The sequence below is a fragment of the Bacillus sp. FSL K6-0138 genome, assembly GCF_037982765.1.
GTDB classification, from domain to species: domain Bacteria; phylum Bacillota; class Bacilli; order Bacillales; family Bacillaceae; genus Bacillus; species Bacillus glycinifermentans.
Genome location: NZ_CP150286.1, coordinates 214,488 through 236,563, shown reverse-complemented (window position 1 = coordinate 236,563; position 22,076 = coordinate 214,488). Strand labels below are relative to the sequence as shown.

The window sequence follows — 22,076 nt, the reverse complement described above, 5'->3', positions numbered from 1 at the left end:
GCGAAATGACGATATGTATATTTTAAAAATAAACACATCGTAATATGTCGATATGTATAGCGTAAAAATAAACATCTTAAGATGCTTATTTTTCATATCTCTGTTTTAAGAAAATCGGCAAGTTTTTTTATGGCCTCTTCATCTCTTTTGTAGTACGTGTACTTTCCGATGCGTTCCGCCTTAATCAGGCCGGCTCTTAGCAGTATGGTGAGATATTGGGAAGCCGTTGATTGCGTCATTTTCAATTTGTCAGTTATTTGGCTGACACAGACCCCTATTGTATTCATATCAATCCCTTCATGGGGCGTAAAATGGCGATCAGGCTCCTTCAGCCATTGCAAAATTTGCAGCCTTGATTCGTTTGATAAAGCTTTGAATACTTCAATTGGTTCCATATGGATTATTATATCGTGATTTCTCGATATGTCAATGTGTGTTTTGTCTTTAGATGTCCGGTTCCTTTGAACGTGGAAATACCCCTTTGGTTAAACCAAAGGGGGGAATTCGAGTTCACCCTTAATCATCCGATTTTCTTATTTCCGCCAAAAAGTAGAACAGTCTGCTTTATCCTGAATATTAAATTCAATCATTTTCTCAAGCAAGTCGTAATTGACCGGCTCATTCCACGGAATCCGAAACAAGCCTTTGGTAGCACTGTAGCCGGCTTGGGCAATATCATCGGCAAAGTGCGCAATGCCTGCTTCTTCGGGTGAAACGCTCAAATGATGCTTCGCTGTGGAAAAGCCGATGATAAATGTGCCGTGATCGGAAAACATCGGCGTATTCCACTTGATTTGCGGTTCCAAATTGGGGAATTGATTAGCGACCCACGCCAAAATTTCCTCCGTTCGGCCGCGGTGGTCGGGATTATCGATACCTGCTAAATATTCGGCGAAAACTTTCATGTTATTCCCTCCTATAATTAAAAATTAATTTTGAACAATGTAATTTTTTATGCCAATACGCTATGACATTCAATTGCTATAGCTTTTTAATTCTTCTCAATTTCAGTAAAGTCCGCAGACTTTTTTAGGTTCTATATGCACAATCGGTTTGTCATCTAATTTCGTTGGATACTGTACCCCTTTTAGACAAAAAACACCCCTTTGGCTAAGCATAACCAAAGGGGTGAACCTGCGCAACTTTTTTAAAGCTGCATTTTCAAATCAATATAACAGAAACCTTACTCTACCGTCACACTCTTCGCCAAGTTCCGCGGTTTATCAACATCACAGCCGCGGTGCAGTGCAGCATAGTATGCGATCAGCTGTAGCGGGATGACGGAGACGAGCGGAGCGAGCTCCGGTTGTACTTCAGGCAGGACGAAGCGGTCGTCTGCTTCTTCTAGGCCTTTCAGTGAGATCACGCAAGCGTTGGCGCCGCGGGCGGTTACTTCTTTGACGTTTCCGCGGATGCTTAAGTTTACGTGTTCTTGTGTCGCAAGGGCGATGACCGGTGTGCCGTCTTCGATCAGTGCGATCGTGCCGTGCTTCAGTTCACCGCCGGCGAAGCCTTCAGCCTGGATGTAAGAAATCTCTTTCAGCTTCAGCGCTCCTTCGAGGCAGACAAAGTAGTCGAGTCCGCGGCCGATGAAGAAGGCGTTGCGGGTAACGGTCAAGTACTCGCGCGCGATCATTTCCATTTCGTCTTTTTGATCGCAAAGGGCTTCCATCGCATTTCCGATGATGCCGAGCTCTTTCACGAGGTCAAAGCCAAGCGCTTTGCCGCGGATTTCCGCAGTCACGGCTGCCAGGATGGAAAGGACGGCGATTTGCGCAGTATACGCTTTTGTTGAGGCGACCGCGATTTCCGGACCGGCATTCAGCAGCAGCGTATAGTCGGCTTCACGGGAAAGCGTTGATCCCGGTACGTTTGTAATCGTCAGCGCTTTGTGGCCGAGCTTTTTCGCCTGTACAAGCACGGCGCGGCTGTCAGCCGTTTCACCGCTTTGAGAAATAAAGATAAACAGCGGTTTCTCAGAAAGCAGCGGCATATTGTAAGAAAATTCGCTGGCAACATGGACTTCAGTCGGTACTTTCGCCCATGATTCAATGAATTGCTTGCCGACAAGACCGGCATGATAGCTCGTTCCGCAGGCGATGATATAGACGCGGTCAGCTTCAGCCACCGCTTCAGCGACATCTCCCGGAATCGAAAGCTTGCCGTTCTCGTCTTGGTACGTTTGAATGATTTTCCGCATGACGAGCGGCTGTTCATCAATTTCTTTCAACATGTAGTGAGGGTATGTGCCTTTTTCGATATCGCTGGCATCAAGCTCTGCGATATAAGAGGCACGTGACATCAGTTCACCGTCAAGATTTTTGATAACGACTTTCTTGTCGGTGACGATGACCATTTCTTTATCCATAAGCTCCACATATTCATTCGTCACTTGAAGCATAGCCATCGCATCGGATGCGACAACGTTGAATGTATCTCCAAGGCCGACGAGCAGCGGGCTTTTGTTTTTCGCAACATAGATGGTTCCCTTGTTCTCAAGATCGAATAATGCAATCGCATAAGAGCCTTTGAGCAGCATAAGCGTTTGACGGAACGCTTCCTCTGTGTCAAGGCCGCCTTTGACAAATTGTTCGATCAATTGAACGACAACCTCTGTATCCGTATCGCTTTTCAGTTCAACGTCTTGTAAATATTCGCGTGTCAGCTGAACGTAGTTCTCGATGACACCGTTATGAACAAGCGTAAAGCGGCCTGATGCGCTTTGATGAGGGTGTGCGTTTAGACGGCTTGGTTCACCGTGGGTCGCCCAGCGGGTATGTCCAATTCCTGCCTGGGACATCACGGTTTGATCAACGGCTGCGCGAAGATCGGCAATACGTCCTTTTTCCTTAAACACATGAACGCCGTCTTCATTCGCCACAGCGATTCCTGCTGAATCGTAGCCGCGATACTCCAATTTTTCCAACCCTTTTAACAAAATTTCCTTTGCATCAAGCTGGCCGATATAACCTACAATACCACACATAATGTTCTTCCTCCCGAATTCCGCAGGAAGGAGACGAAGAAAGTCTGCTTTAAGGCGGGGACGTTTCTTCGTCCCCTCCTACATGTTTTTTGATGGAAGATCATGCGATTTCCCTTTGTTCAAAGAGTCGCCTCTTTGGTTTGAGGAAATCCTTGCGGCTGTGATCTTTTAGGTCAGCCGGGAGGCATCCGCCGAATATTTCGATAACCTCCATCCTCGTCAACTAAGCTGTTTCGTCCGTACGCTTAGTCCGGGCGCTATCATTATAATAAACCTTTCAACCCTGCCTTTCCTTTTGAATAAAACAAGACAAGCTGATTTTACTACAGGTAAAAAGAACCGTCAAACGATTTCTAACATGATTCACATTTATTTCAAGAAGTAAAGACGGTTCACTTTATCTTATGTTAAATCAGCATGTCCTGTTCATGGTCCTTTGCGGAAAATTACTCCGCTCCCATTTCCGCCTTTACGACGTCAACGATGCGGCCGACATAGTCTTCGCAAAGTTCCTTTGTTCTTGCTTCCGCCATGACGCGGACGAGCGGCTCCGTACCTGAAGGGCGCACAAGGATGCGGCCGTCGCCGTTCATTTCCTTTTCGACCTCTTCAATAACCGCTTTGACTTTTTCGTTTTCGGTCACTTTATGTTTATCTGTTACTTTGACATTGACCAAAAGCTGCGGAAACTTCTGCATTTCAGCGGCAAGCTCTGACAGCGGCTTGCCCGTCATTTTGATCGTATTCATCAGCATGATCGCCGAAAGCAGTCCGTCTCCAGTTGTATTGTAGTCAAGGAAGATCAGATGCCCGGACTGTTCACCGCCTAGATTATAGCCGCCGTTTTTCATGGCTTCGACGACATAGCGGTCGCCGACTGCAGTCTGAACGCTTTTCACGCCTTCCGCTTCTAGCGCTTTGTAGAAGCCGAGGTTGCTCATGACGGTGGAAACAACCGTATTTTCCGCCAAACGGCCCTCCCTCTTCAAGTACTTCGCGCATATGTACATGATTTGGTCGCCGTCGACAACATTCCCTTTTTCATCTACAGCGATTAAGCGGTCGCCGTCGCCGTCAAACGCCATGCCGACGTCAGCGCCTTTTTCTTTTACAAATGCGGCAAGTGCTTCTGGATGGGTCGAACCGACGCCGTCATTAATATTTAAGCCGTTCGGAGACGTGCCCATCGTAGAAACATCGGCATCAAGATCGGCAAACAGGTGCGTGGCCAGCGAAGACGTCGCCCCGTGCGCGCAGTCGAGCGCGATATGAATGCCTGTGAAATCCTCGTCAGCGGTCTGCTTGAGAAATTGCAAATACTTTTGTCCGCCTTCAAAATAGTCGTTCACCATCCCAAGATCTGCTCCGACAGGCCTTGGCAGGTTGTCTTCCGGCAGATCCATGAGACGCTCGATTTCAAGCTCCTGTTCATCGGAAAGCTTAAAGCCGTCGCCGCCGAAAAACTTGATTCCGTTGTCCTGGACGGGATTGTGCGAAGCCGAAATCATCACTCCGGCTTCAGCATCCATTGCTTTCGTCAAGTAAGCTACGCCGGGCGTTGAAATAACACCGAGGCGCATGACTTCGGCTCCGATCGAGAGGAGACCGGCGACAAGAGCCCCTTCCAGCATATGTCCGGAAATACGCGTGTCACGGCCGATCAGCACTTTGGGACGTTCTTTATCTTTTGTGAGGACATAACCGCCAAAACGTCCGACTTTAAAGGCCAGCTCTGGTGTAAGTTCACTGTTTGCCACACCTCTCACACCGTCTGTTCCAAAATACTTGCCCATTCATATCGCTCCTTTTTGATTCATGAAGGTTGTGAATCTGTTTCAGAATGATCCTGTTCTTTTTCATCCTGACCTTTGTCATTTTCATTTTTAGATGTTTTAGAAGAAATTCTAACTTTAACACTTTTCTGCGGCAGCGACCATGTGATATTCTGCGGTCCGTTTACTTCAAGTTTGACGTTATGGTCGCCGTCGCTCAAATCGGCTGCATTCAGATAGAGCTCGATGTCTGACGGCTGAAGCTTTGATATTGCGGCATCTGAACCCTTTGCCGTAATATCCAGCTTGCCGGTTTTCGGGTCAAGAAACTCAAGATCCTGACTGTCGCTCAGCCCGACGGTTTTGATTGAAACGTTCTTCAGTTTTTTCTCTTCTGCTTTGTCAACTTTCACTTTGATGGTCACTTTTTCAGGCGACACTTTTTTGGCCCCTTCCGGCACCGGAATATCGGCCTCTATTTGAGTGTCATCTTTAATTTTACTTAAATCGATTTCAGTACCGTCGACAAATTCTAACGAATCAAGGACATTTTGCGGTCCGTAGACGGTCGCTTCCCCAGGGCTCATATCCAGGCTGGAAATGCTGATGCCGTCAGGAAGGCTTCCTTTTCGCTCAAGCTTGATCGGCACCTTTTTGCTCGGACTCGTCACCGGAACGGTGATTTTGACGACGGACGGAGCGACTTCGACCGGAAGAACGTTTCCGTCCGTGTCATAAACCGTAAGCTTAGCTTCCTTTTCAACCGTCTGATCCACGCCTTCCAAATTGATCGTCGCCTTTATGCTCGCGATTCTGTCGATCACGGCTTTCGCACCGGTGACGCTGACGTTTTTCGGATTGACGATCGGCTGCTCCGGCGAATAGCCGTCCTTCATTTTATTTTTATTGTAAAAATCGGCTTCGACCGGAAATTCTTTCGTCGTCTTTTCTTCGATCGTTACGGTTGCCGCCGAAGGATTGATCGAAACGCTCAGTCCTTCGGCAACATTCCTCGCCTTCAATTCCACTTTATGTCTGCCGGTTTTCAGATTCTGCATATCGGCATAGATTTCAAAATCCTTCACTTGCCTTACTTTCTTAACAGTTCCCGTCGGTCCTTTGATCGTGACGTTCACGGTTTGCGGCACGCCTGTGACGACGTAATTTTCATCATCATAATATGCTTTTACCGGTATATCGGTAAGGGTTGCTTCATCAGTCGTCGCGGTAGGAAAGAATGATTCGCCCGGTTTCTTAGGGGTCGGCGCTTGTGCGCTGTGGACCGCAAAATAAAGCAGAAACGCGAACAATAACGCGACTAGTTTGACGGCCCAGGGATTGTTTAAGAATTTATCCATTTTTCTTCCCCCTCCAATACCAGCGAGTTGAGGAAGTTTCCCGCGAATTTTTTTTGAACTCCGCTTCAAGCATTTCTTTTAATGCTTCTTCCGTTAAATCACGGTGAAGGTCTCCGTTTTTGGCGACGCTGATGCCGCCGGTTTCCTCGGATACAACGATCGTCAGACTGTCGGTTACTTCGCTGATCCCGACCGCCGCTCTGTGTCTCGTGCCAAGCTCTTTCGAAATAAACGGGCTTTCTGACAGAGGAAGATAACAGGCAGCTGCGGCGACCTCGCTGTTTTTCATGATCACGGCGCCGTCGTGAAGCGGTGTATTCGGAATAAAGATGTTGATCAATAGCTCAGAGCTGACCTTTGCGTTTAAAGGAATCCCCGTTTCTATGTAATCGCCCATTCCGGTTTCCCGTTCAATGGTTAACAGTGCGCCAATCCGCCGTTTTGCCATATATTTGATCGCTTTTGTAATCGCTTCGATCGTTCTCTTCTGCTCCTCTTCTTCAGGATTCCCGCTCCTGGAAAAAAAACGGCCGCGGCCAAGCTGTTCGAGCGCTCTCCTCAGTTCAGGCTGGAAAATGATGATGATCGCCAGGAACCCCCAAGTGATCGCCTGGTCAACCAGCCACTGCAGCGTGCTTAACCCCAAATACTGGCTGGCCACCCGGACAAGAACAATGACTACGATTCCCTTTAAAAGCTGAACCGCCTTCGTTCCGCGGATGACCATCATTAGTTTATATATTACGTACCAAACAAGGAGAATATCAACGGCATCGCCGAGGTACTGCAAGAAAGGGATATCCTCAAAAGCCATTTCCTCGTCCTCCAAGAATTCAGTCATTAGTAAAGTTAATTTGTTTTCAATATCGATTGTTTATCATTTTATATACAGAGGGTATTATACCACACTTTTATTTCCCAAGTGAAATGGCGGCCCCTGCATAAGAAAAGAGAAAGCCATTAAAGTCAGCTTTGCTCTTTGTCTTTTGAATCATCGGCGCCGAAAACCGCTTTTCCGGCTGATTTGATTTGATACCAGATCCAATCAAACGCCTCGTTGATTTCGTGGATCTGACCGGTGACCTGTCCGGCTGAAGCTGTATATTTTTCCCCGTTTATGATCGTTACATCGCCATCGATCTTGCCCTTGATAATCAGCTTGCCGTTTTTAACGGTAACATCGCCTTTGACGACTTTGCCTTCAGGCACGGTGACGGTGTTGTTTTTCACGACCAGATTAGGCTGGTTGGACACGCTGAAATCATGATCATTTTTCCAGCTTGAGAAAAGGCTGCCGCCCATTAGAATGATAAACAACGCCGCCGCCACGATAAACGGATGAGCTTTCAGCCATCTGTTAATGGAAACCGCCCGCTTTTCCTTAGGCAGATTAGCCAGCACATTGGCCGTAAAGTTTTCCGGAGCCGCAAGATGTGACGTGCTCTGCACAAGTGCAATCGACTTTTCCATTTCGCGAAGGCGTTTTTTGCATCCTTCGCATGACTGCAAATGACTTTTAAGCTCCGTCTCCTCTTCCGGAAGAATGTCTCCATCAAGATATTTGTGCATAAGCTGAACAATGTGCTCCGGACAGCTCATTTCATCACCCCACTTAAAGATCCCTTAATTGTTTTCTGAGAGCCTCTCTCCCCCTGTGTATTCTCGTTTTCACGGTGCCTACGGGGATGTTTAAGATTTCGCTGATCTCATTTAGCGAGAGCTCGTCAATGTACTTTAATACGATGACCGTCCTGTATTTTTCGGGAAGCCTTAAGATTTTTTCCTGAATGGTACTATGCAGTTCCAAGGAAAGAACTTCATCCTCTGGAAGCGCAACGTCTGCTGCAACCTGTGAATACATTGTAAGCCCTTCTGTCCCTGCCACCTCTGCATCCAAGTAATAGTCCGGCTTTTTTTTACGGATACGATCGATGGTCAAATTGGTTGCGATTCGATAAAGCCACGTGGAAAATTTCCGGTTAATATCAAAACTGTCGATATTCACGTATGCTCTGATAAATGCTTCCTGCGCAATATCTTCCGCCTCATGCGCATTGCCAAGCATACGGTAGCAAAGCTGATAAATTTTGTCCTTGTAAATATCCACGATATCCGCGAATGCATTACGATCGCCTTTTTTCACCTGTTTGATTCTTTTTTTTATCATTGTTTCCATATTTATCTAACCTCTGCCTTCACCGGTCTTTATGTATACGAGTTGATGTTTGAAAGGTTTCACTGAAATTCATAAAAATAGTTTAACAAAAAATTGGCAGAGTGTTGATGGTTTCAGGGGCCTCAGGCCCTTAATATTAGCTTAAAATTATTATACATCATAAATATTTCGAAATTGAGATTTATGATGAAACGATCAGCGGCCGATCCGGCCGCCGCTCCTACAGCAATTTTTCTCCGAACAATGAACCCATTAACGCAACAGCCGTCTCAGCCGTCCTGTTTTTCTCATCCAATATCGGATTCACCTCAACAAACTCGGCAGACGTTACTAAATTGGATTCCTCCAGCATTTCCATGGCCAAATGACTTTCCCTGTAGCTGATCCCTCCTGCAACGGGCGTCCCCACGCCAGGCGCATCATTCGGGTCAAGGGCATCCAGATCAAGCGACAGATGGACGCCGTCCGTCCGTTCCCGCAAATATTCAATCGTTTCCTCCATAACCCTCGTCATGCCGAGGCGATCGATTTCATGCATCGTATAGACCTTGATTCCTTGTTCTCGAATCAGTTTCTTCTCCCCATCATCAAGCGATCTCGCTCCAATGATGACGATGTTCTCCGGCTTGACCTTGGCACCATCCCCATAAATGCCGGTCAGCCGTTCATGCCCGATCCCCATGCTGATCGCAAGCGGCATTCCATGAATGTTGCCTGAAGGAGACGTTTCCTTTGTATTGACATCAGCATGAGCGTCATACCAGATCACACCCAAATGATGATAATGCCTTGCAAGTCCGGCAAGCGTTCCGATCGCGATGCTGTGATCCCCGCCGAGAACGAGCGGAAACGAACCTGAGGCAACGATTTTATCAACCGTTTGAGCGAGCTTTAAACTCGCATTTGTAATCGCTTTCAAATTACGCAATTCTTCTGATGCGGATTCCCCGCCTTCCCTTTCATCCTCCCTCTGGCCGATTGTGATATCCCCCAAATCTTCGATATCCCGAGAAAGGCTTTCCAAACGTTCATTGACGCCGGCACAGCGAATCGCACTCGGCCCCATGTCAACTCCCCGTCTTAATTGGCCTAAATCCATCGGCACGCCGATCATCGAAATCTTTTTTAACATCACATTTCCCCCTTTCAGATCTTCATTGTACCGCCTGATTGAAAATTGACTCAACAAGACATTTTTTTGAATAGTTATACAAAAAAGGCAAAATAAAAAGGACATCCAAACAGGATGTCCAAAAACTGGGCTAGCTGGATTCGAACCAGCGCATGACGGAGTCAAAGTCCGTTGCCTTACCGCTTGGCTATAGCCCAAAAATGGTGGAGGGGGACGGATTCGAACCGCCGAACCCTGAGGGAGCGGATTTACAGTCCGCCGCGTTTAGCCACTTCGCTACCCCTCCAGAACAGTGCCGGCCAGAGGACTTGAACCCCCAACCTACTGATTACAAGTCAGTTGCTCTACCAATTGAGCTAGACCGGCATAATCAATATGAACATTTTACAAGTAACAGCGTCAAATCGTCGTCCCGAACTCGGAAAGCTTATTCGCGGAAGCCTCTCCTTCGGTACGCTGAAGCCGATACTGCCGAAGCAGATTCGAACGTGCTCTACCAATTGAGCTAGACCGGCATATATCAATACCTTATGCAAAAGCAAGTGCGTTTGACACCGCTCTGCAAAAAATGGTGGAGGATGACGGGATCGAACCGCCGACCCTCTGCTTGTAAGGCAGATGCTCTCCCAGCTGAGCTAATCCTCCGACGTACAGGACGTACTAGTGCATGCGTTGCAACAGGACGTTGCGCTCTTAGCATGCCTTCCTTTAAAAGCTCCGGTATGCCCCTTCTGCTTCTAAAAAATAATGGTGACCCGTACGGGATTCGAACCCGTGTTACCGCCGTGAAAGGGCGGTGTCTTAACCACTTGACCAACGGGCCAAAACCGATTGTTTCCGGCAGCTCTCGTAAAGCTGACAAAAGTTATTATATACAGGTTGCTGCATATTTGTAAAGGGGTAATTTAAAATTTTTATTTTCAAATTTTTCGCTGAAGTTTTTTACAAATAAACGCCGATTTTGATTACACTGTTAGTATCTGAATACAGAAAAGGGGTACACGTACATGATATTGGTCAGCTCTTGTTTGGCAGGCGTTGAATGCCGATATGACGGGAGGCACAGCTATATTGATAAAATCAATCAACTCGTTGAAGAACAAAAAGCAATAATCGTCTGTCCCGAATTGCTCGGAGGTTTTCAAACGCCAAGGGAGCCTGCGGAAATAAACGGCGGAACAGGTGAAGACGTTTTAAACGGGAATGCCGTCATTCTGACTAAATCGGGCGAAAACGTTACGGACCTTTATATAAAAGGAGCTTACAAAACGCTTGAGATCGCAAGAGAGATTCAGGCGGACACCGTCGTTTTAAAAGAAAACAGTCCATCCTGCGGAAGCAGCAACATATATAATGGAAGCTTCTCCGGCCAAAAGATTGCCGGAAACGGCATTACAGCGGCTCTTCTTAAAAGGGAAGGCTTTCGCGTCATTTCTGAGCACCAATTGGATGAACTATAAACCGAAGTGCAGTCTTTGACTGCGCTTTATTTTATTCTTCAGCATCAATCTTTAGAACCGTTTTAAAATAAAATTTCATAATTTCCAATTTTATGTTGAAATAAAATTCCATTAAAAATATACTGAAAATTAAGAAATATATATGCCATTTTTGATCAGGAGGATTCCGGATGAAAAACAGCAATCTCAGCTCCTTAACGACCGAGCGCCGCAATGAAAATGCAAAGCACATCCATCAGGCGGACACATTGGACATTTTAAAAATCATGAATGAAGAGGACAAAAAGGTGGCTGAAGCGGTTGAAGCGGTATTGCCGGATGTAAAAACCGCAGTCGATTATGCAGTCGGGTCATTGCAGAAAGGGGGACGAATCATCTACATTGGTGCGGGCACAAGCGGACGGCTCGGCGTACTCGATGCAGCGGAATGCCCGCCGACATTCAGCATTTCTCCCAATACTGTCAGAGGGCTTATCGCAGGAGGCCAAAAAGCATTATTCGAAGCCGTCGAAGGTGCCGAGGATCGTGAAGAGCTCGGAGCACAAGACTTAAAATCCATCCATCTGTCAAACAAGGATACCGTCATCGGCATTGCCGCCAGCGGGCGAACCCCTTATGTATACGGCGCTCTGAAATACGCCGGAAAAATCGGTGCAAAAACGATTTCCTTAACCTGTAACAAGCAATCGGCAATCAGCCAAGCGGCCGAACACAGCATTGAAGTGATCGTCGGTCCCGAGGTTATCGCGGGATCGACTCGAATGAAGGCGGCAACCGCGCATAAAATGATTCTGAACATGATCTCGACAACATCTATGATTCGATTGGGAAAAGTTTATGAAAACTTGATGGTCGATGTGAACGTAAGCAATGAGAAATTAAAACAGCGGGCGATCCGCATTATTCAAACCGTTACAGGAGCTGAACTGCAAACGGCTGAAAAAGCGCTGCAAGCGGCCGGTAACCGCGTAAAAACGGCTATCATCATGATCAAAACAAATACGGATGCCGCTGCAGCGGAGAAGCTGCTGAAGCAAGCGGAAGGCAATATCGAAAAAGCACTAGCGGCAAACGAAAAAAACGCGTGAAGGAAGGAGAAAGCCATGGCCGCAGGAGGATTAGACATGATCCGCACGATGCTTCACAAGCTTCCGCAGTCTGAACGGAAACTGGCCGAATATATTTTGGAAAATCCGCAGGAAATCGTCAACAGCACCATCCAGGAAATCAGCGGAGCCGCAAATACGAGCGGAGCCGCAGCGATCCGGCTCTGCAAATCGCTCGGGCTAAAAGGATACCAGGATTTAAAGCTGCGAATCGCCGGTGATTTAATGAGATCTGCAGATCAAGGCTACCGGGATATAGAACCGCAGGAACCTCTGTATTCAATCGCTCAAAAAACAGCGAGCAATTCCATTCAGGTGATCCGCGACACATTGGACAATATTGACCAACTCGAACTCCAAAAAGCGATTCAAATGCTGATCACAGCGGGGACGGTCCACTTTTGCGGCATCGGCGCCTCAGGGATTGTCGCACAGGATGCCCAGCAAAAATTTTTACGAATTAAAAAAGGGGCTACCGCATTTACAGACATGCACCTTATCGCATCATTAATCGCCAATGCTGACGAACATGACATTGTATTCGCCATTTCACATTCCGGCGAAACCCGTGAGATCATCGATGTGCTGAAGCTGGCAAAAGAACGCGGCGTGAAAACGATCGGTTTAACCCGCTTCGGACAGTCAGCCGTTTCTTCAATTTGCGATGTTGCTCTGTATACGTCATGTTCGAATGAAGCGCCGTTTCGAAGTGCTGCAACCTCCTCTCGTTTAGCCCAGCTTTATATGATTGACATTTTGTTTTTAGGTATGGCCGCAAAGCGTTATGAAGAAACGATTCAATATATTGATCAGTCAAAAGCGGCCATTCAAACAATGGGAGCAAACAGATCTTAACAACAAAGGGGGAATTGTCAATGAGCGAACAAAAGAAACATGCCGGCTTGGCAAAGCGCATTCTGGAACTTGCGGGAGGAGCGGCGAATGTCGCGGACTATACCCATTGCATGACGCGTCTGCGGATCACGCCAGTTGATAAAGAAAAAGCAGACATCGATTCAATTAAAGCGCTTGAAGGAGTCATCGGCGTCGTCGAAGCCGAAACACTGCAAATCATACTCGGTACAGGCGTTGTTCAGCATGTATCAGATGAATTCGGGGAGCTGCTCAAAAAAGCGGATCACTTTAACGTAAAGGAAGCAGCAGCCAAAAACAAAACCGCAGTTTCAAAGAAAAACGCCACACCCTTTAAACTGTTTTTACGGCGGATCGCAAGCATTTTTATCCCGCTTATTCCCGCATTAGTGGCATCGGGTCTGATCACGGGCATCACCAAAGCCGTGATCCAGGCAGGGTGGCTCGCCGAAAAATCCCAGCCGGCCATCATCTTAACCGTCATCGGCTCCGGTTTATTTGCGTATTTGGGCATCCTTGTCGGCGTGAACGCGGCGAAAGAGTTCGGCGGCTCCCCGGCACTCGGCGGCTTGGCCGGTATTTTGATCATCAATCCGGCCGCCGCTGATATCAACCTTTTCGGCGCAGCGCTTCTCCCTGGCCGGGGCGGATTGATCGGCGTTCTATTCGCCGCCATTTTCATCGCCTTTATCGAAAAGCGAGTCAGGCGTTTAATTCCCCATTCACTCGATATCATTGTCACACCTACCGTCTCCCTTCTGCTCACAGGAATCGTCACTTACGTTATTTTCATGCCGGTCGGCGGCTTTATTTCTGATGCGATTACTTCGGGACTTTTAGCCATATTAAATATAGGCGGCATATTCGCCGGATTTATATTGGGCGCAACCTTTCTGCCGCTTGTCGTTACCGGACTGCATCAAGGCCTGACGCCTGTTCACATGGAATTGATCAATTCGATCGGCGACGATCCGCTCCTGCCGATTTTGGCAATGGGCGGTGCAGGCCAAGTAGGGGCCGCTTTTGCGATCTACTTAAAAACGAAAAAAGCGAAACTGAAAAGAGCGGTTGCCGGCGGACTTCCGTCAGGATTGCTCGGCATCGGCGAACCGCTGATTTTCGGAGTAACCCTTCCTCTCGGGCGCCCGTTTTTAACCGCTTGCCTAGGAGCCGGAGTCGGTGGAGCATTTCAAGCTTATTTTAAAATCGCAACCGTATCGATAGGCGTATCAGGACTCCCTCTTTCATTTCTGGTTCATACCCATCAAATCATCTTATACATCATCGGTTTATTCATCTCATATGCTGCCGGCCTTTTCTTTACGTACGCATTCGGGTTTAACGACGATATGGCGGTTGAATTTGATTAAACGTTTGTTTAAAATTTCCACTAAACCGTTTTTAAGGAGGGATTGGCGGCATGAAAAAACTCATCATCTGCGCTGTTGCAGCGTTTCTCTTTCTTCCATTCCTTTATCCGCACCCATCATCTGCACAAGCTGCTGCTGCAAATGACAGGTACAACCAGAGATACCCTGTTTTACAAAAAGCAAAAAACCCGGAAGATGCCGGTTTTTCTTCAGAAAAACTAAAACGAGTTGACAGGCTCATCGAAGAAGACGTTGCAGCCGGATTCCCCGGCGCCTCCCTCATTGTCATCAAAGACGGAAAGATCGTGAAACAAAAAGCATACGGATACAAGCAAAAATACAGCGGACTCACTCCTTTGAAACATCCGGGAAAAATGAAAACCGCTACGATGTTTGACCTTGCTTCCAACACGAAAATGTATGCCGTCAACTTTGCTTTGCAGCATTTGGCGAGCCGGGGTGAGCTCGACCTGAACTCAAAAGTCTCCCGCTATATTCCCGAATTCAAAGATGCTCCCGAAGACGCTATTAAAGGAAAAGATGCACTTCGCGTCATCGATTTGCTGCATCATACGGCAGGATTCCCGGCAAGCTGGAACTATTACGATCCAAAAACGGCCGGAAAGCTTTACTCCCAGACAAGGGCAAAAACGTTGGAATTTCTTTCAAAAACCCCTTTGGCATATAAACCGGGTACAAAACAAGTCTACAGTGATATCGACTACATGCTGCTTGGCCTGATCATTGAAAAGATAACGGGCCAGCGCCTTGATTCATATATTGAAAATCGGTTTTACCGTCCTCTCGGCCTGCGCCATACATTGTTTAACCCGCTGCAAAAGGGCTTCAAGCCTTCACAGTTTGCAGCCACGGAGTTAATGGGAAACACGCGGGACGGCACGATTTCGTTTCCTAATATCAGAAGCTACACGCTGCAAGGTGAGGTTCACGATGAAAAAGCGTTTTACTCGATGGAAGGCATTTCAGGACACGCCGGACTGTTTTCAACAACCGAGGATATGGCGGTGCTGCTTCAGGTCATGCTGAACGGAGGAGGCTACGGCTCTCAAAAGTTTTTTGACCGTGCTATCATTTCTCAGTTTACGAAGCCGTCAAACATGGATGCCACATACGGATTAGGGTGGCGGCTTAACGGCAGCGCCGACATGGAGTGGATGTTCGGAAAGCATGCAAGCAGCAGAGCTTACGGACACACAGGCTGGACCGGAACGATTACCGTCATCGACCTGGAATATCGGCTCGGCATCGTTTTATTGACCAATAAAAAACATTCTCCCGTCATCAATCCCGCGGAAAATCCGAATCAGTTCGAAGGTGATCTATTTTCAACCGGAAAATACGGCAGCGTAATAACCGCTGTTTACGAAGCGCTAAAATCATAAATAGGAGGGGCAAGCAGTATGAAAGGATTGTTTCGATATGCACTGATCGCCGTGTTGCTGGCATCTCAAGCTATACATCCCGATACGCGTACAGCCGAGGCGAAACAACATTCCGGACATAGCGTCAAACAGATCGTCAGCAGTATGACGCTTGAAGAAAAAATCGGGCAAATGCTTATGCCGGATTTTAGAAATTGGAAGAAGAAAGAGGATTCAAGCGCCAAGGGATTGACGGAAATGAACGATGAAATAGCAGGCATCATCCAAAAGTATCATCTCGGCGGCGTGATTCTTTTCGCCGAAAATGTCACAGGCACGGAGCAAACAGTTCGTTTAACCGACGGTCTGCAAAAAGCAAGCCGCGGCATTCCGCTCTTTATCACGATTGATCAGGAAGGCGGCATCGTCACAAGACTTGAATCGGGAACAAACCTGCCGGGCAATATGGCCATCGGCGCTTCTAAAAACGCGAAAAATGCTTACCGGTCAGGAAATATCATCGGAAAAGAATTAGCCGCATTAGGAATCAACGTTAATTTCAGTCCTGTGCTTGACGTCAACAACAATCCCGACAACCCTGTGATCGGCGTCCGCTCCTACAGCTCCAAACCGGAACTCGCGGCGGGGCTCGGCATTCAGGCCATGAAAGGGCTTCAAAAAGAAAACATCGCTGCTACAGCGAAGCATTTTCCCGGCCACGGAGATACGGCGGTTGACAGCCATTACGGCCTCCCGCTTGTACCGCATGATCAAGAACGGCTCAAACGCGTTGAACTTTATCCATTTAAACAAGGGATCGATGCAGGCATCGATATGATCATGACGGCCCACGTCCAGTTCCCGGCATTCGATGACACGACATATAAAAGCAAAAAGGACGGACAGGATATCATGGTTCCGGCGACACTGTCCAAAAAAGTGATGACAGACCTTCTGCGAAAAGACCTCGGATTTGACGGTGTCGCAGTGACAGACGCTTTAAACATGAAAGCCATCTCCGACAACTTCGGCCGCGAGGAAGCCGTCGTCATGGCTGTGAAAGCAGGCGTTGACATTGCACTTATGCCTGCAGAAGTGACGTCACTGGAAACAGAGAAAAACCTGGCAAACGTATATGAAGCCCTTCTGAAAGCAGTCCGCCAGGGAAATATCCCCATTGAACAAATTAACCGGTCGATAGAACGGATCCTTTCTTTAAAGAGCAAGCGCGGCATTCTTGACGGTAACTCTTCTGGATCATTACAGAAAAAAATAAAGCACGCCTTAAAAACGGTAGGAAACCACAAACATGCCAAAGCAGAAATGAAAATGGCGAAAGAAGGCGTAACCGTCTTAAAAAACGATGACCGCACACTCCCGTTTAAAGCGAAAAAAGGGGACACCATCCTTATCCTGGCACCATACGAAGATCAAACAAAAGCGATGTCCAAAACGGTCAGAAGAATAAAGAAAACGGCGGTCGTGAAGGAATATCAATTTGCTGAGAAGGTTTTTAATCAGGATGTTCAAAAGCTGATCGATGAGGCTGACTATATCGTTACCGGCTCATATGTGGTCAAAAACGATCCGGTTGTAAACGACGGAGTGATCGACGATGCCATTCAAGACTCAAGCAAATGGGCCACCGCTTTTCCGCGGGCTGCTATGCTGTATGCCCAGGCTAAACAGAAAAAGTTTGCCTTAATGAGTCTCCGCAATCCATACGATACAGCGAATTTTGAAGAAGCAAAAGCAGTCATTGCGGTATACGGATTTAAAGGCTACACAAACGGACGTTTCAGGCAGCCAAACATTCCGGCGGGCATAGAAGTCATTTTTGGAAAAGCGAAGCCTAAAGGAACCTTGCCCGTTGATATCCCTTCCGTAACGCAGCCGGGAAACATCCTTTACGAATATGGCTATGGATTGAACATCAAAAACGGCAAACCGTTGAAATCGGAGGGATTGCAATGATGAAAAAAGCATCCTGGCTGCTCGCAGGAGTCATTGTTCTCAGTACATTGACGGCAGCATCTGCCAACCCTAAAAATGAAAAGAAAGCAAAGGTCTCTCCAGGAATAGAAGTACTGATGAATAAGAAAAACATGTTAAAAGGAAAAAAAGTCGGTTTGATCACAAATCCAACAGGGGTGGACGCCAAACTGAACAGCAGCATCGATTTGCTCCATCAAGATCCGGACATTGAGCTCACTGCGCTTTTCGGACCGGAACACGGCGTGCGTGGCGATGCTCAGGCAGGGGACAAAGTCGACTCGTATATCGATGAAAAAACCGGCCTTCCCGTTTACAGCCTTTACGGCAATACGAAGAAACCGACTCCTGAGATGCTGAAGAATGTTGACGTTCTCCTGTTCGATATCCAAGATGTCGGGACCCGTTTCTATACGTACATTTATACAATGGCATATGCCATGGAAGCTGCAAAAGAAAACGACATTCCGTTTATCGTTTTGGACCGGCCGAACCCGCTGGGAGGAATAAAAGTGGAAGGACCTGTTCTTGATCCAAACTTTTCATCTTTTGTCGGAAGATACCCCATTCCGTTAATACACGGCATGACGGCAGGGGAACTCGCGCAGCTGTTTAATGAGGAATTTAACATCGGCGCCGACCTGACCGTCGTCAAAATGAAAGGCTGGAAACGGCGAATGTCTTTTGAAGATACCGGGCTTCCTTTCGTCCTTCCTTCGCCAAACATGCCGACAGTTGATACTGCCACAGCCTATCCCGGCATGGGCTTAATTGAAGGAACAAATATTTCAGAAGGAAGGGGAACGACGAAACCGTTTGAGTTAATCGGCGCCCCTTACATCAAAAGTACGGAGCTCGTCGAGAAATTAAACAGCTTGAAACTGTCCGGCGTCCGATTCAGAGCGGCTTCATTTACACCGACCTTTTCAAAACACCAAAACAAATTGTGCCACGGTGTGGAGATCTATGTGACAAACCGGTCCGCTTTTCAGCCGGTGAAAACCGGGATATTCATCATCAAAACGATCCATGACCTATATCCGGATGGCTTTCAATTTCTTTCTTCCAACAACTTCAATCTCCTGATCGGCAACGGCTGGGTCAAAACAATGATTGAAAAAGGAGCTTCAGCAGAAGACATCGTCAAAAGATATGAAGGTGAACAGAAGCGGTTTATGAACATTAGAAAGAAATACCTGTTATATTAAGAAAAGCAGACGCTGGTTTAAACCTCCATACGTACTACATGACAAATTTGATTCGAACAATGCCCTGCCTTTTAAGAAGGCAGGCTTGTTTTATTATCCAACTGATACGCCCTTTTCAATTCGCTTTTGGCCAGCAAGTGCCCAAACAACGCAGCCAGAATTTGCTGAAACAGCATGCCAATCACAACGGGCACCGCTACCTGTGCCGGAAAAAAGCTGGTTGCCAAAACGGCCCCTGCGCTAATATTTCGCATTCCTCCCGTAAAGATTAAAGCAACGATTTCTTCGTGAGGCCGCTTCAGCATTCTGCCCAGCAGCCAAGCCGTCATATAACCGGTAAAAGCCACTAAAAACACCGTCACGGCTATCGTAACAAACCTTAAATCGACCGTTCTTAAATAAGGAGCGACAACTGAGCTGTTGATCGCCACCACAACGGCTAATCCCATTTTTGAGAACGGAGCGCAATTCGCGCTCAAACGCGCCGTTCTGTCTGGTGCAGCAAACTGGTTGACCAGCATGCCTAACAGAGAAGGGATGACAACCATCCCAAACAGCCCCTTCATCATCCCCGCTATATCCATTTCGACCTGAGCTCCTGCCAGAATGGACAGACTAAATGGTACGACAAAAGGCGAAAGAATTGTATCAATCAAAATGACCGAAAGGGTTAATCCGATATTTCCTTTATACATGGCAGCCCAAATCATGCTAGTGATGCCGGTGGGGATCACAACACCAAGAATGAGTCCCGTAATCGTCAACGAATCCCCGTTGAATACAATATGTCCAGTCCCCCATGCCAATACCGGCATAAACAAATGTAGAACAAATAAAGCCAGCAGCATCGGCAACGGGTGAACCACCGCAGCTTTCAGCGACTGAAAGTTGGCGCTCAAGCTTCCGGCAAAGGTCATAAAAGCAAAAATCCACGGCACAAATGCAGCAAATCCATGTAATTGTTCTGAAAGCAATACCCCGCAAACGACGCTTGCAGGCGTCAGCAAAGGCATTATTTTCCCAAGTGTTTTATTGATTGTCTGAAGCATAGATGCAAACGCCCGCTCTCTTTAAATGATCATACGTTCATTATAGCAAAAGACGGATGTCAAAACAGGAAGGTAAAAAGAAGTGGGTGTCCGGGGAAAGCCTATTTAAAGCGTGATCAGCTGCATGCATTCTTTTTTTAATAGGGAAAACTGCCAAAATCGAATCGACCTTAAACAGTCTGACCTGTCGTTTCTGAAAACAAAACGCTTTAACATACCCATTTTTGATGTCATTGACTAATATCGTCCGCTTAGAAAACTCATGTTCTTTCATGTAAATGATCTCAACGGGAAAACCCTCTGCCATAGCACGATTCAGCAGCTTTTTCATCCTCTCGCTCCTTTCGCATACCATCATTCTATACGAACACACGTTCTTTTTCAAGTAGAAAAAATAAACAATGTATGAAATCATTTATTATTGGAAGAAACTTTTTAAGGGGATGATGCGTCAGTAAATACGTGACATTTATTAGAAGGAGCCCAGCCATGTCCAGAACACACAAAAGCACAAGAGTATATAAAAGAAAAAAACGGCGGAATAAAAGGCTTTTATTCGCTGCGATCCTTGTTTGCGCAATCATTTACATCGCTTTTCCGAAGATGCCAAGCGATCATTATGAAAAACAGTCGCAAGCAACCGAGAAACAAATAAAGCCGGAAAAGAAAAAAGAGCCGAAAGTGAAAAAAGAAAAAACACAAAGCGAAATCGTCACGAAAAACGAGAATAAACAACTGGATGATTATTTAAAAAATATTGGTTTCAGCGGGACGGCATTGATTGTAAACGAAGGAAAAATCGTCACAAACAAAGGCTACTCCTATGCAAACCGCAAGAAAAAAGTGCCGAATACACCCGAAACCGTTTATTATGTCGGTTCATCACAAAAAGCGATCATCGCCGCTTCCATTCTCCAGCTTGAAGAAAGAGGCCTGCTGTCAGTAAACGATCCGGTTTCTACATATATTCCGGATTTTCCAAACGGCACGAATATTACCCTTTACAATCTCCTCACTCATACATCGGGGATTAAAGGACACAACGAAGGCAGCAGTTATATTTCACCGGACAATCTTTTAAAAGATATCGAAGCTCAAGGAATTAAAAATGCTCCTGGAAAATGGGATTACAAAGACTCCAACTATTCCGTACTGGCATACATCGTAACGAAGCTGAGCGGTGAATCTTTAAATGCATATGTTACAAACCATATCTTTAAACCTGCGGGCATGAAACACGCAGGGTTTTACAAAACGTTTGCAAAGCAACCCCAACCGTCAACAGGCTATAAGCTGAATGCTATTAAAAAGCTGTATACTCCCGATATGCCCGATTTATCACAGCTGTACGGAGCAGGGGATATCTATATGACAGCATACGATATGTATTTATTCGATAAAGCGCTCTTTGAAAGAAAAATCATTTCTGATCAAAGTTTTACAAAAATGTTTACGCCCAATCAGGAAACATACGGCATGGGTTTTTATATTTCTCCCGGAAGCTACTCAAACCACGGCGTAATGCCTGGTTACAACATTTTAAACAGCTTTAGCAAAACAGGGAGCAAATATGTCATTCTCTTTTCAAATATACAAAACAACATTAAATCATTCGGCGTCGTTAATAACCGGATTTTCTCTATTTTGAATGCATCCGAATGATAAAGCAGGAGACACTTTCACTCTTGTTTAAACAAACGTTTGTTTAAGAAAGAGGTGAAAGTGTCTTTTAAGTAACCGTCATAAAACAAAAATAAGCAGGCATTATGCCTGCTTTAAAAATACCGTTATAAACAAAAAAAGCTTTCCCCTTAATTGGAGAAACCTTGTCATATCAAGATATCTACTTAAGCTTCCAAGCGGGCTCGAACCGCTGACCTCTTCCTTACCATGGAAGTGCTCTACCTGCTGAGCTATGGAAGCATTGGCTCCGCAGGTAGGATTCGAACCTACGACCGATCGGTTAACAGCCGATTGCTCTACCACTGAGCTACTGCGGAATAAAATAAGCTTCATTTCATGCAAGGTAAAGATATAAATAAACAGCTTGGCGGCGTCCTACTCTCACAGGGGGAAACCCCCAACTACCATCGGCGCTGAAGAGCTTAACTTCCGTGTTCGGCATGGGAACGGGTGTGACCTCTTCGCCATCGCCACCAAACTTATATTGAGAGGTGTTCTCTCAAAACTAGATAACGATATGACATTCATG

19 protein-coding genes, 7 tRNA genes and 1 rRNA gene are annotated in these 22,076 nt (G+C 46.5%); 8 read left to right on the top strand and 19 right to left on the bottom strand.

Annotation, left to right across the window (positions count from 1 at the left end):
- Positions 1-92: 92 nt before the first annotated feature.
- The 14 genes from MHB78_RS01490 to MHB78_RS01425 form a co-directional block, all read right to left on the bottom strand.
- Positions 93-395 carry a metalloregulator ArsR/SmtB family transcription factor gene (locus MHB78_RS01490; RefSeq protein WP_046132936.1) on the bottom strand — a complete coding sequence of 101 codons (303 nt, stop codon included), beginning with the start codon at positions 393-395 and terminating at the stop codon, positions 93-95.
- Between the two features lie 138 nt (positions 396-533).
- The gene (locus tag MHB78_RS01485; protein WP_046132937.1) at positions 534-905 is read right to left on the bottom strand and encodes an iron chaperone; all 372 of its coding nucleotides are present in this window, start codon (positions 903-905) and stop codon (positions 534-536) included.
- Between the two features lie 278 nt (positions 906-1,183).
- A complete protein-coding gene (gene glmS / locus MHB78_RS01480) occupies positions 1,184-2,986 on the bottom strand; it encodes a glutamine--fructose-6-phosphate transaminase (isomerizing) (RefSeq protein WP_046132938.1) in 1,803 nt (600 codons plus the stop codon).
- A gap of 446 nt (positions 2,987-3,432) precedes the next feature.
- Complete coding sequence (gene glmM / locus MHB78_RS01475; RefSeq protein WP_046132939.1) at positions 3,433-4,779, bottom strand: phosphoglucosamine mutase; 1,347 nt, start codon at positions 4,777-4,779, stop codon at positions 3,433-3,435.
- A 20-nt stretch (positions 4,780-4,799) separates the two neighbouring features.
- The gene (locus MHB78_RS01470) at positions 4,800-6,116 is read right to left on the bottom strand and encodes a YbbR-like domain-containing protein (protein ID WP_046132940.1); all 1,317 of its coding nucleotides are present in this window, start codon (positions 6,114-6,116) and stop codon (positions 4,800-4,802) included.
- Positions 6,109-6,930, bottom strand: a complete 822-nt coding sequence (gene cdaA / locus MHB78_RS01465; protein ID WP_046132941.1) for a diadenylate cyclase CdaA — start codon at positions 6,928-6,930, stop codon at positions 6,109-6,111. Before cdaA ends, MHB78_RS01470 begins: the two co-directional genes overlap by 8 nt.
- Before the next feature lie 152 nt (positions 6,931-7,082).
- The gene (gene rsiW, locus MHB78_RS01460; protein WP_046132942.1) at positions 7,083-7,715 is read right to left on the bottom strand and encodes an anti-sigma-W factor RsiW; all 633 of its coding nucleotides are present in this window, start codon (positions 7,713-7,715) and stop codon (positions 7,083-7,085) included.
- Between the two features lie 13 nt (positions 7,716-7,728).
- Positions 7,729-8,292 carry an RNA polymerase sigma factor SigW gene (sigW, locus tag MHB78_RS01455; RefSeq protein ID WP_046132943.1) on the bottom strand — a complete coding sequence of 188 codons (564 nt, stop codon included), beginning with the start codon at positions 8,290-8,292 and terminating at the stop codon, positions 7,729-7,731.
- Positions 8,293-8,512: 220 nt separating this feature from the next.
- Entirely contained in the window at positions 8,513-9,424 is a 912-nt protein-coding gene (gene rocF / locus MHB78_RS01450) for an arginase (protein WP_046132944.1), read from the bottom strand.
- Between the two features lie 125 nt (positions 9,425-9,549).
- Positions 9,550-9,621 (bottom strand) — tRNA-Gln (locus MHB78_RS01445).
- 4 nt (positions 9,622-9,625) lie between these two features.
- Positions 9,626-9,710, bottom strand: a tRNA-Tyr gene (locus MHB78_RS01440).
- 7 nt (positions 9,711-9,717) lie between these two features.
- Positions 9,718-9,790, bottom strand: a tRNA-Thr gene (locus MHB78_RS01435).
- Between the two features lie 203 nt (positions 9,791-9,993).
- A tRNA-Val gene (locus MHB78_RS01430) sits at positions 9,994-10,069 on the bottom strand.
- 103 nt (positions 10,070-10,172) lie between these two features.
- Positions 10,173-10,247, bottom strand: a tRNA-Glu gene (locus tag MHB78_RS01425).
- Positions 10,248-10,431: 184 nt separating this feature from the next.
- On the opposite strand from MHB78_RS01425, the gene MHB78_RS01420 reads away from it, so the two are divergent.
- From MHB78_RS01420 to MHB78_RS01390, 7 genes are all read left to right on the top strand, one after another.
- On the top strand, positions 10,432-10,884 hold the full coding sequence (locus MHB78_RS01420; RefSeq protein WP_046132945.1) for a DUF523 domain-containing protein: 453 nt from the start codon (positions 10,432-10,434) through the stop codon (positions 10,882-10,884).
- A 170-nt stretch (positions 10,885-11,054) separates the two neighbouring features.
- On the top strand, positions 11,055-11,972 hold the full coding sequence (murQ, locus tag MHB78_RS01415) for an N-acetylmuramic acid 6-phosphate etherase (protein ID WP_046132946.1): 918 nt from the start codon (positions 11,055-11,057) through the stop codon (positions 11,970-11,972).
- A gap of 15 nt (positions 11,973-11,987) precedes the next feature.
- Positions 11,988-12,845, top strand: coding sequence for a MurR/RpiR family transcriptional regulator (locus tag MHB78_RS01410; protein ID WP_046132947.1), 858 nt, complete (start codon positions 11,988-11,990; stop codon positions 12,843-12,845).
- 20 nt (positions 12,846-12,865) lie between these two features.
- On the top strand, positions 12,866-14,233 hold the full coding sequence (locus MHB78_RS01405; protein ID WP_046132948.1) for a PTS transporter subunit EIIC: 1,368 nt from the start codon (positions 12,866-12,868) through the stop codon (positions 14,231-14,233).
- A 50-nt stretch (positions 14,234-14,283) separates the two neighbouring features.
- A complete protein-coding gene (gene pbp4b, locus MHB78_RS01400) occupies positions 14,284-15,636 on the top strand; it encodes a penicillin binding protein PBP4B (RefSeq protein ID WP_046132949.1) in 1,353 nt (450 codons plus the stop codon).
- Between the two features lie 18 nt (positions 15,637-15,654).
- On the top strand, positions 15,655-17,589 hold the full coding sequence (locus tag MHB78_RS01395) for a glycoside hydrolase family 3 N-terminal domain-containing protein (RefSeq protein WP_046132950.1): 1,935 nt from the start codon (positions 15,655-15,657) through the stop codon (positions 17,587-17,589).
- The gene (locus MHB78_RS01390; protein ID WP_046132951.1) at positions 17,586-18,815 is read left to right on the top strand and encodes a DUF1343 domain-containing protein; all 1,230 of its coding nucleotides are present in this window, start codon (positions 17,586-17,588) and stop codon (positions 18,813-18,815) included. The genes MHB78_RS01395 and MHB78_RS01390 overlap by 4 nt, the downstream gene beginning before the upstream one ends.
- Positions 18,816-18,886: 71 nt before the next feature.
- Here the strand turns inward: MHB78_RS01390 and MHB78_RS01385 are convergent, their stop codons facing one another.
- Entirely contained in the window at positions 18,887-19,864 is a 978-nt protein-coding gene (locus MHB78_RS01385; protein WP_046132952.1) for a bile acid:sodium symporter family protein, read from the bottom strand.
- 40 nt (positions 19,865-19,904) lie between these two features.
- Positions 19,905-20,195 carry a WYL domain-containing protein gene (locus tag MHB78_RS01380; RefSeq protein WP_231947413.1) on the bottom strand — a complete coding sequence of 97 codons (291 nt, stop codon included), beginning with the start codon at positions 20,193-20,195 and terminating at the stop codon, positions 19,905-19,907.
- Positions 20,196-20,353: 158 nt separating this feature from the next.
- Between MHB78_RS01380 and MHB78_RS01375 the strand changes: the two genes are divergently transcribed.
- Positions 20,354-21,526 carry a serine hydrolase gene (locus MHB78_RS01375; RefSeq protein WP_046132953.1) on the top strand — a complete coding sequence of 391 codons (1,173 nt, stop codon included), beginning with the start codon at positions 20,354-20,356 and terminating at the stop codon, positions 21,524-21,526.
- 188 nt (positions 21,527-21,714) lie between these two features.
- On the opposite strand, the gene MHB78_RS01370 is transcribed toward MHB78_RS01375, so the two are convergent.
- The 3 genes from MHB78_RS01370 to rrf all read right to left on the bottom strand — a co-directional run bounded on the left by MHB78_RS01370 (position 21,715) and on the right by rrf (position 22,025).
- Positions 21,715-21,787, bottom strand: a tRNA-Thr gene (locus MHB78_RS01370).
- 2 nt (positions 21,788-21,789) lie between these two features.
- A tRNA-Asn gene (locus MHB78_RS01365) sits at positions 21,790-21,864 on the bottom strand.
- Between the two features lie 45 nt (positions 21,865-21,909).
- Positions 21,910-22,025, bottom strand: a 5S ribosomal RNA gene (gene rrf, locus MHB78_RS01360).
- Between the last annotated feature and the right edge of the window lie 51 nt (positions 22,026-22,076).

Coding starts and splice junctions, on each gene's coding strand:
- MHB78_RS01490 (WP_046132936.1), bottom strand. CDS start 395: ATGGAACCAATTGAAGTATTCAAAGCTTTATCAAACGAATCAAGGCTG.
- MHB78_RS01485 (WP_046132937.1), bottom strand. CDS start 905: ATGAAAGTTTTCGCCGAATATTTAGCAGGTATCGATAATCCCGACCAC.
- glmS (WP_046132938.1), bottom strand. CDS start 2,986: ATGTGTGGTATTGTAGGTTATATCGGCCAGCTTGATGCAAAGGAAATT.
- glmM (WP_046132939.1), bottom strand. CDS start 4,779: ATGGGCAAGTATTTTGGAACAGACGGTGTGAGAGGTGTGGCAAACAGT.
- MHB78_RS01470 (WP_046132940.1), bottom strand. CDS start 6,116: ATGGATAAATTCTTAAACAATCCCTGGGCCGTCAAACTAGTCGCGTTA.
- cdaA (WP_046132941.1), bottom strand. CDS start 6,930: ATGGCTTTTGAGGATATCCCTTTCTTGCAGTACCTCGGCGATGCCGTT.
- rsiW (WP_046132942.1), bottom strand. CDS start 7,715: ATGAGCTGTCCGGAGCACATTGTTCAGCTTATGCACAAATATCTTGAT.
- sigW (WP_046132943.1), bottom strand. CDS start 8,292: ATGGAAACAATGATAAAAAAAAGAATCAAACAGGTGAAAAAAGGCGAT.
- rocF (WP_046132944.1), bottom strand. CDS start 9,424: ATGTTAAAAAAGATTTCGATGATCGGCGTGCCGATGGATTTAGGCCAA.
- MHB78_RS01420 (WP_046132945.1), top strand. CDS start 10,432: ATGATATTGGTCAGCTCTTGTTTGGCAGGCGTTGAATGCCGATATGAC.
- murQ (WP_046132946.1), top strand. CDS start 11,055: ATGAAAAACAGCAATCTCAGCTCCTTAACGACCGAGCGCCGCAATGAA.
- MHB78_RS01410 (WP_046132947.1), top strand. CDS start 11,988: ATGGCCGCAGGAGGATTAGACATGATCCGCACGATGCTTCACAAGCTT.
- MHB78_RS01405 (WP_046132948.1), top strand. CDS start 12,866: ATGAGCGAACAAAAGAAACATGCCGGCTTGGCAAAGCGCATTCTGGAA.
- pbp4b (WP_046132949.1), top strand. CDS start 14,284: ATGAAAAAACTCATCATCTGCGCTGTTGCAGCGTTTCTCTTTCTTCCA.
- MHB78_RS01395 (WP_046132950.1), top strand. CDS start 15,655: ATGAAAGGATTGTTTCGATATGCACTGATCGCCGTGTTGCTGGCATCT.
- MHB78_RS01390 (WP_046132951.1), top strand. CDS start 17,586: ATGATGAAAAAAGCATCCTGGCTGCTCGCAGGAGTCATTGTTCTCAGT.
- MHB78_RS01385 (WP_046132952.1), bottom strand. CDS start 19,864: ATGCTTCAGACAATCAATAAAACACTTGGGAAAATAATGCCTTTGCTG.
- MHB78_RS01380 (WP_231947413.1), bottom strand. CDS start 20,195: ATGAAAAAGCTGCTGAATCGTGCTATGGCAGAGGGTTTTCCCGTTGAG.
- MHB78_RS01375 (WP_046132953.1), top strand. CDS start 20,354: ATGTCCAGAACACACAAAAGCACAAGAGTATATAAAAGAAAAAAACGG.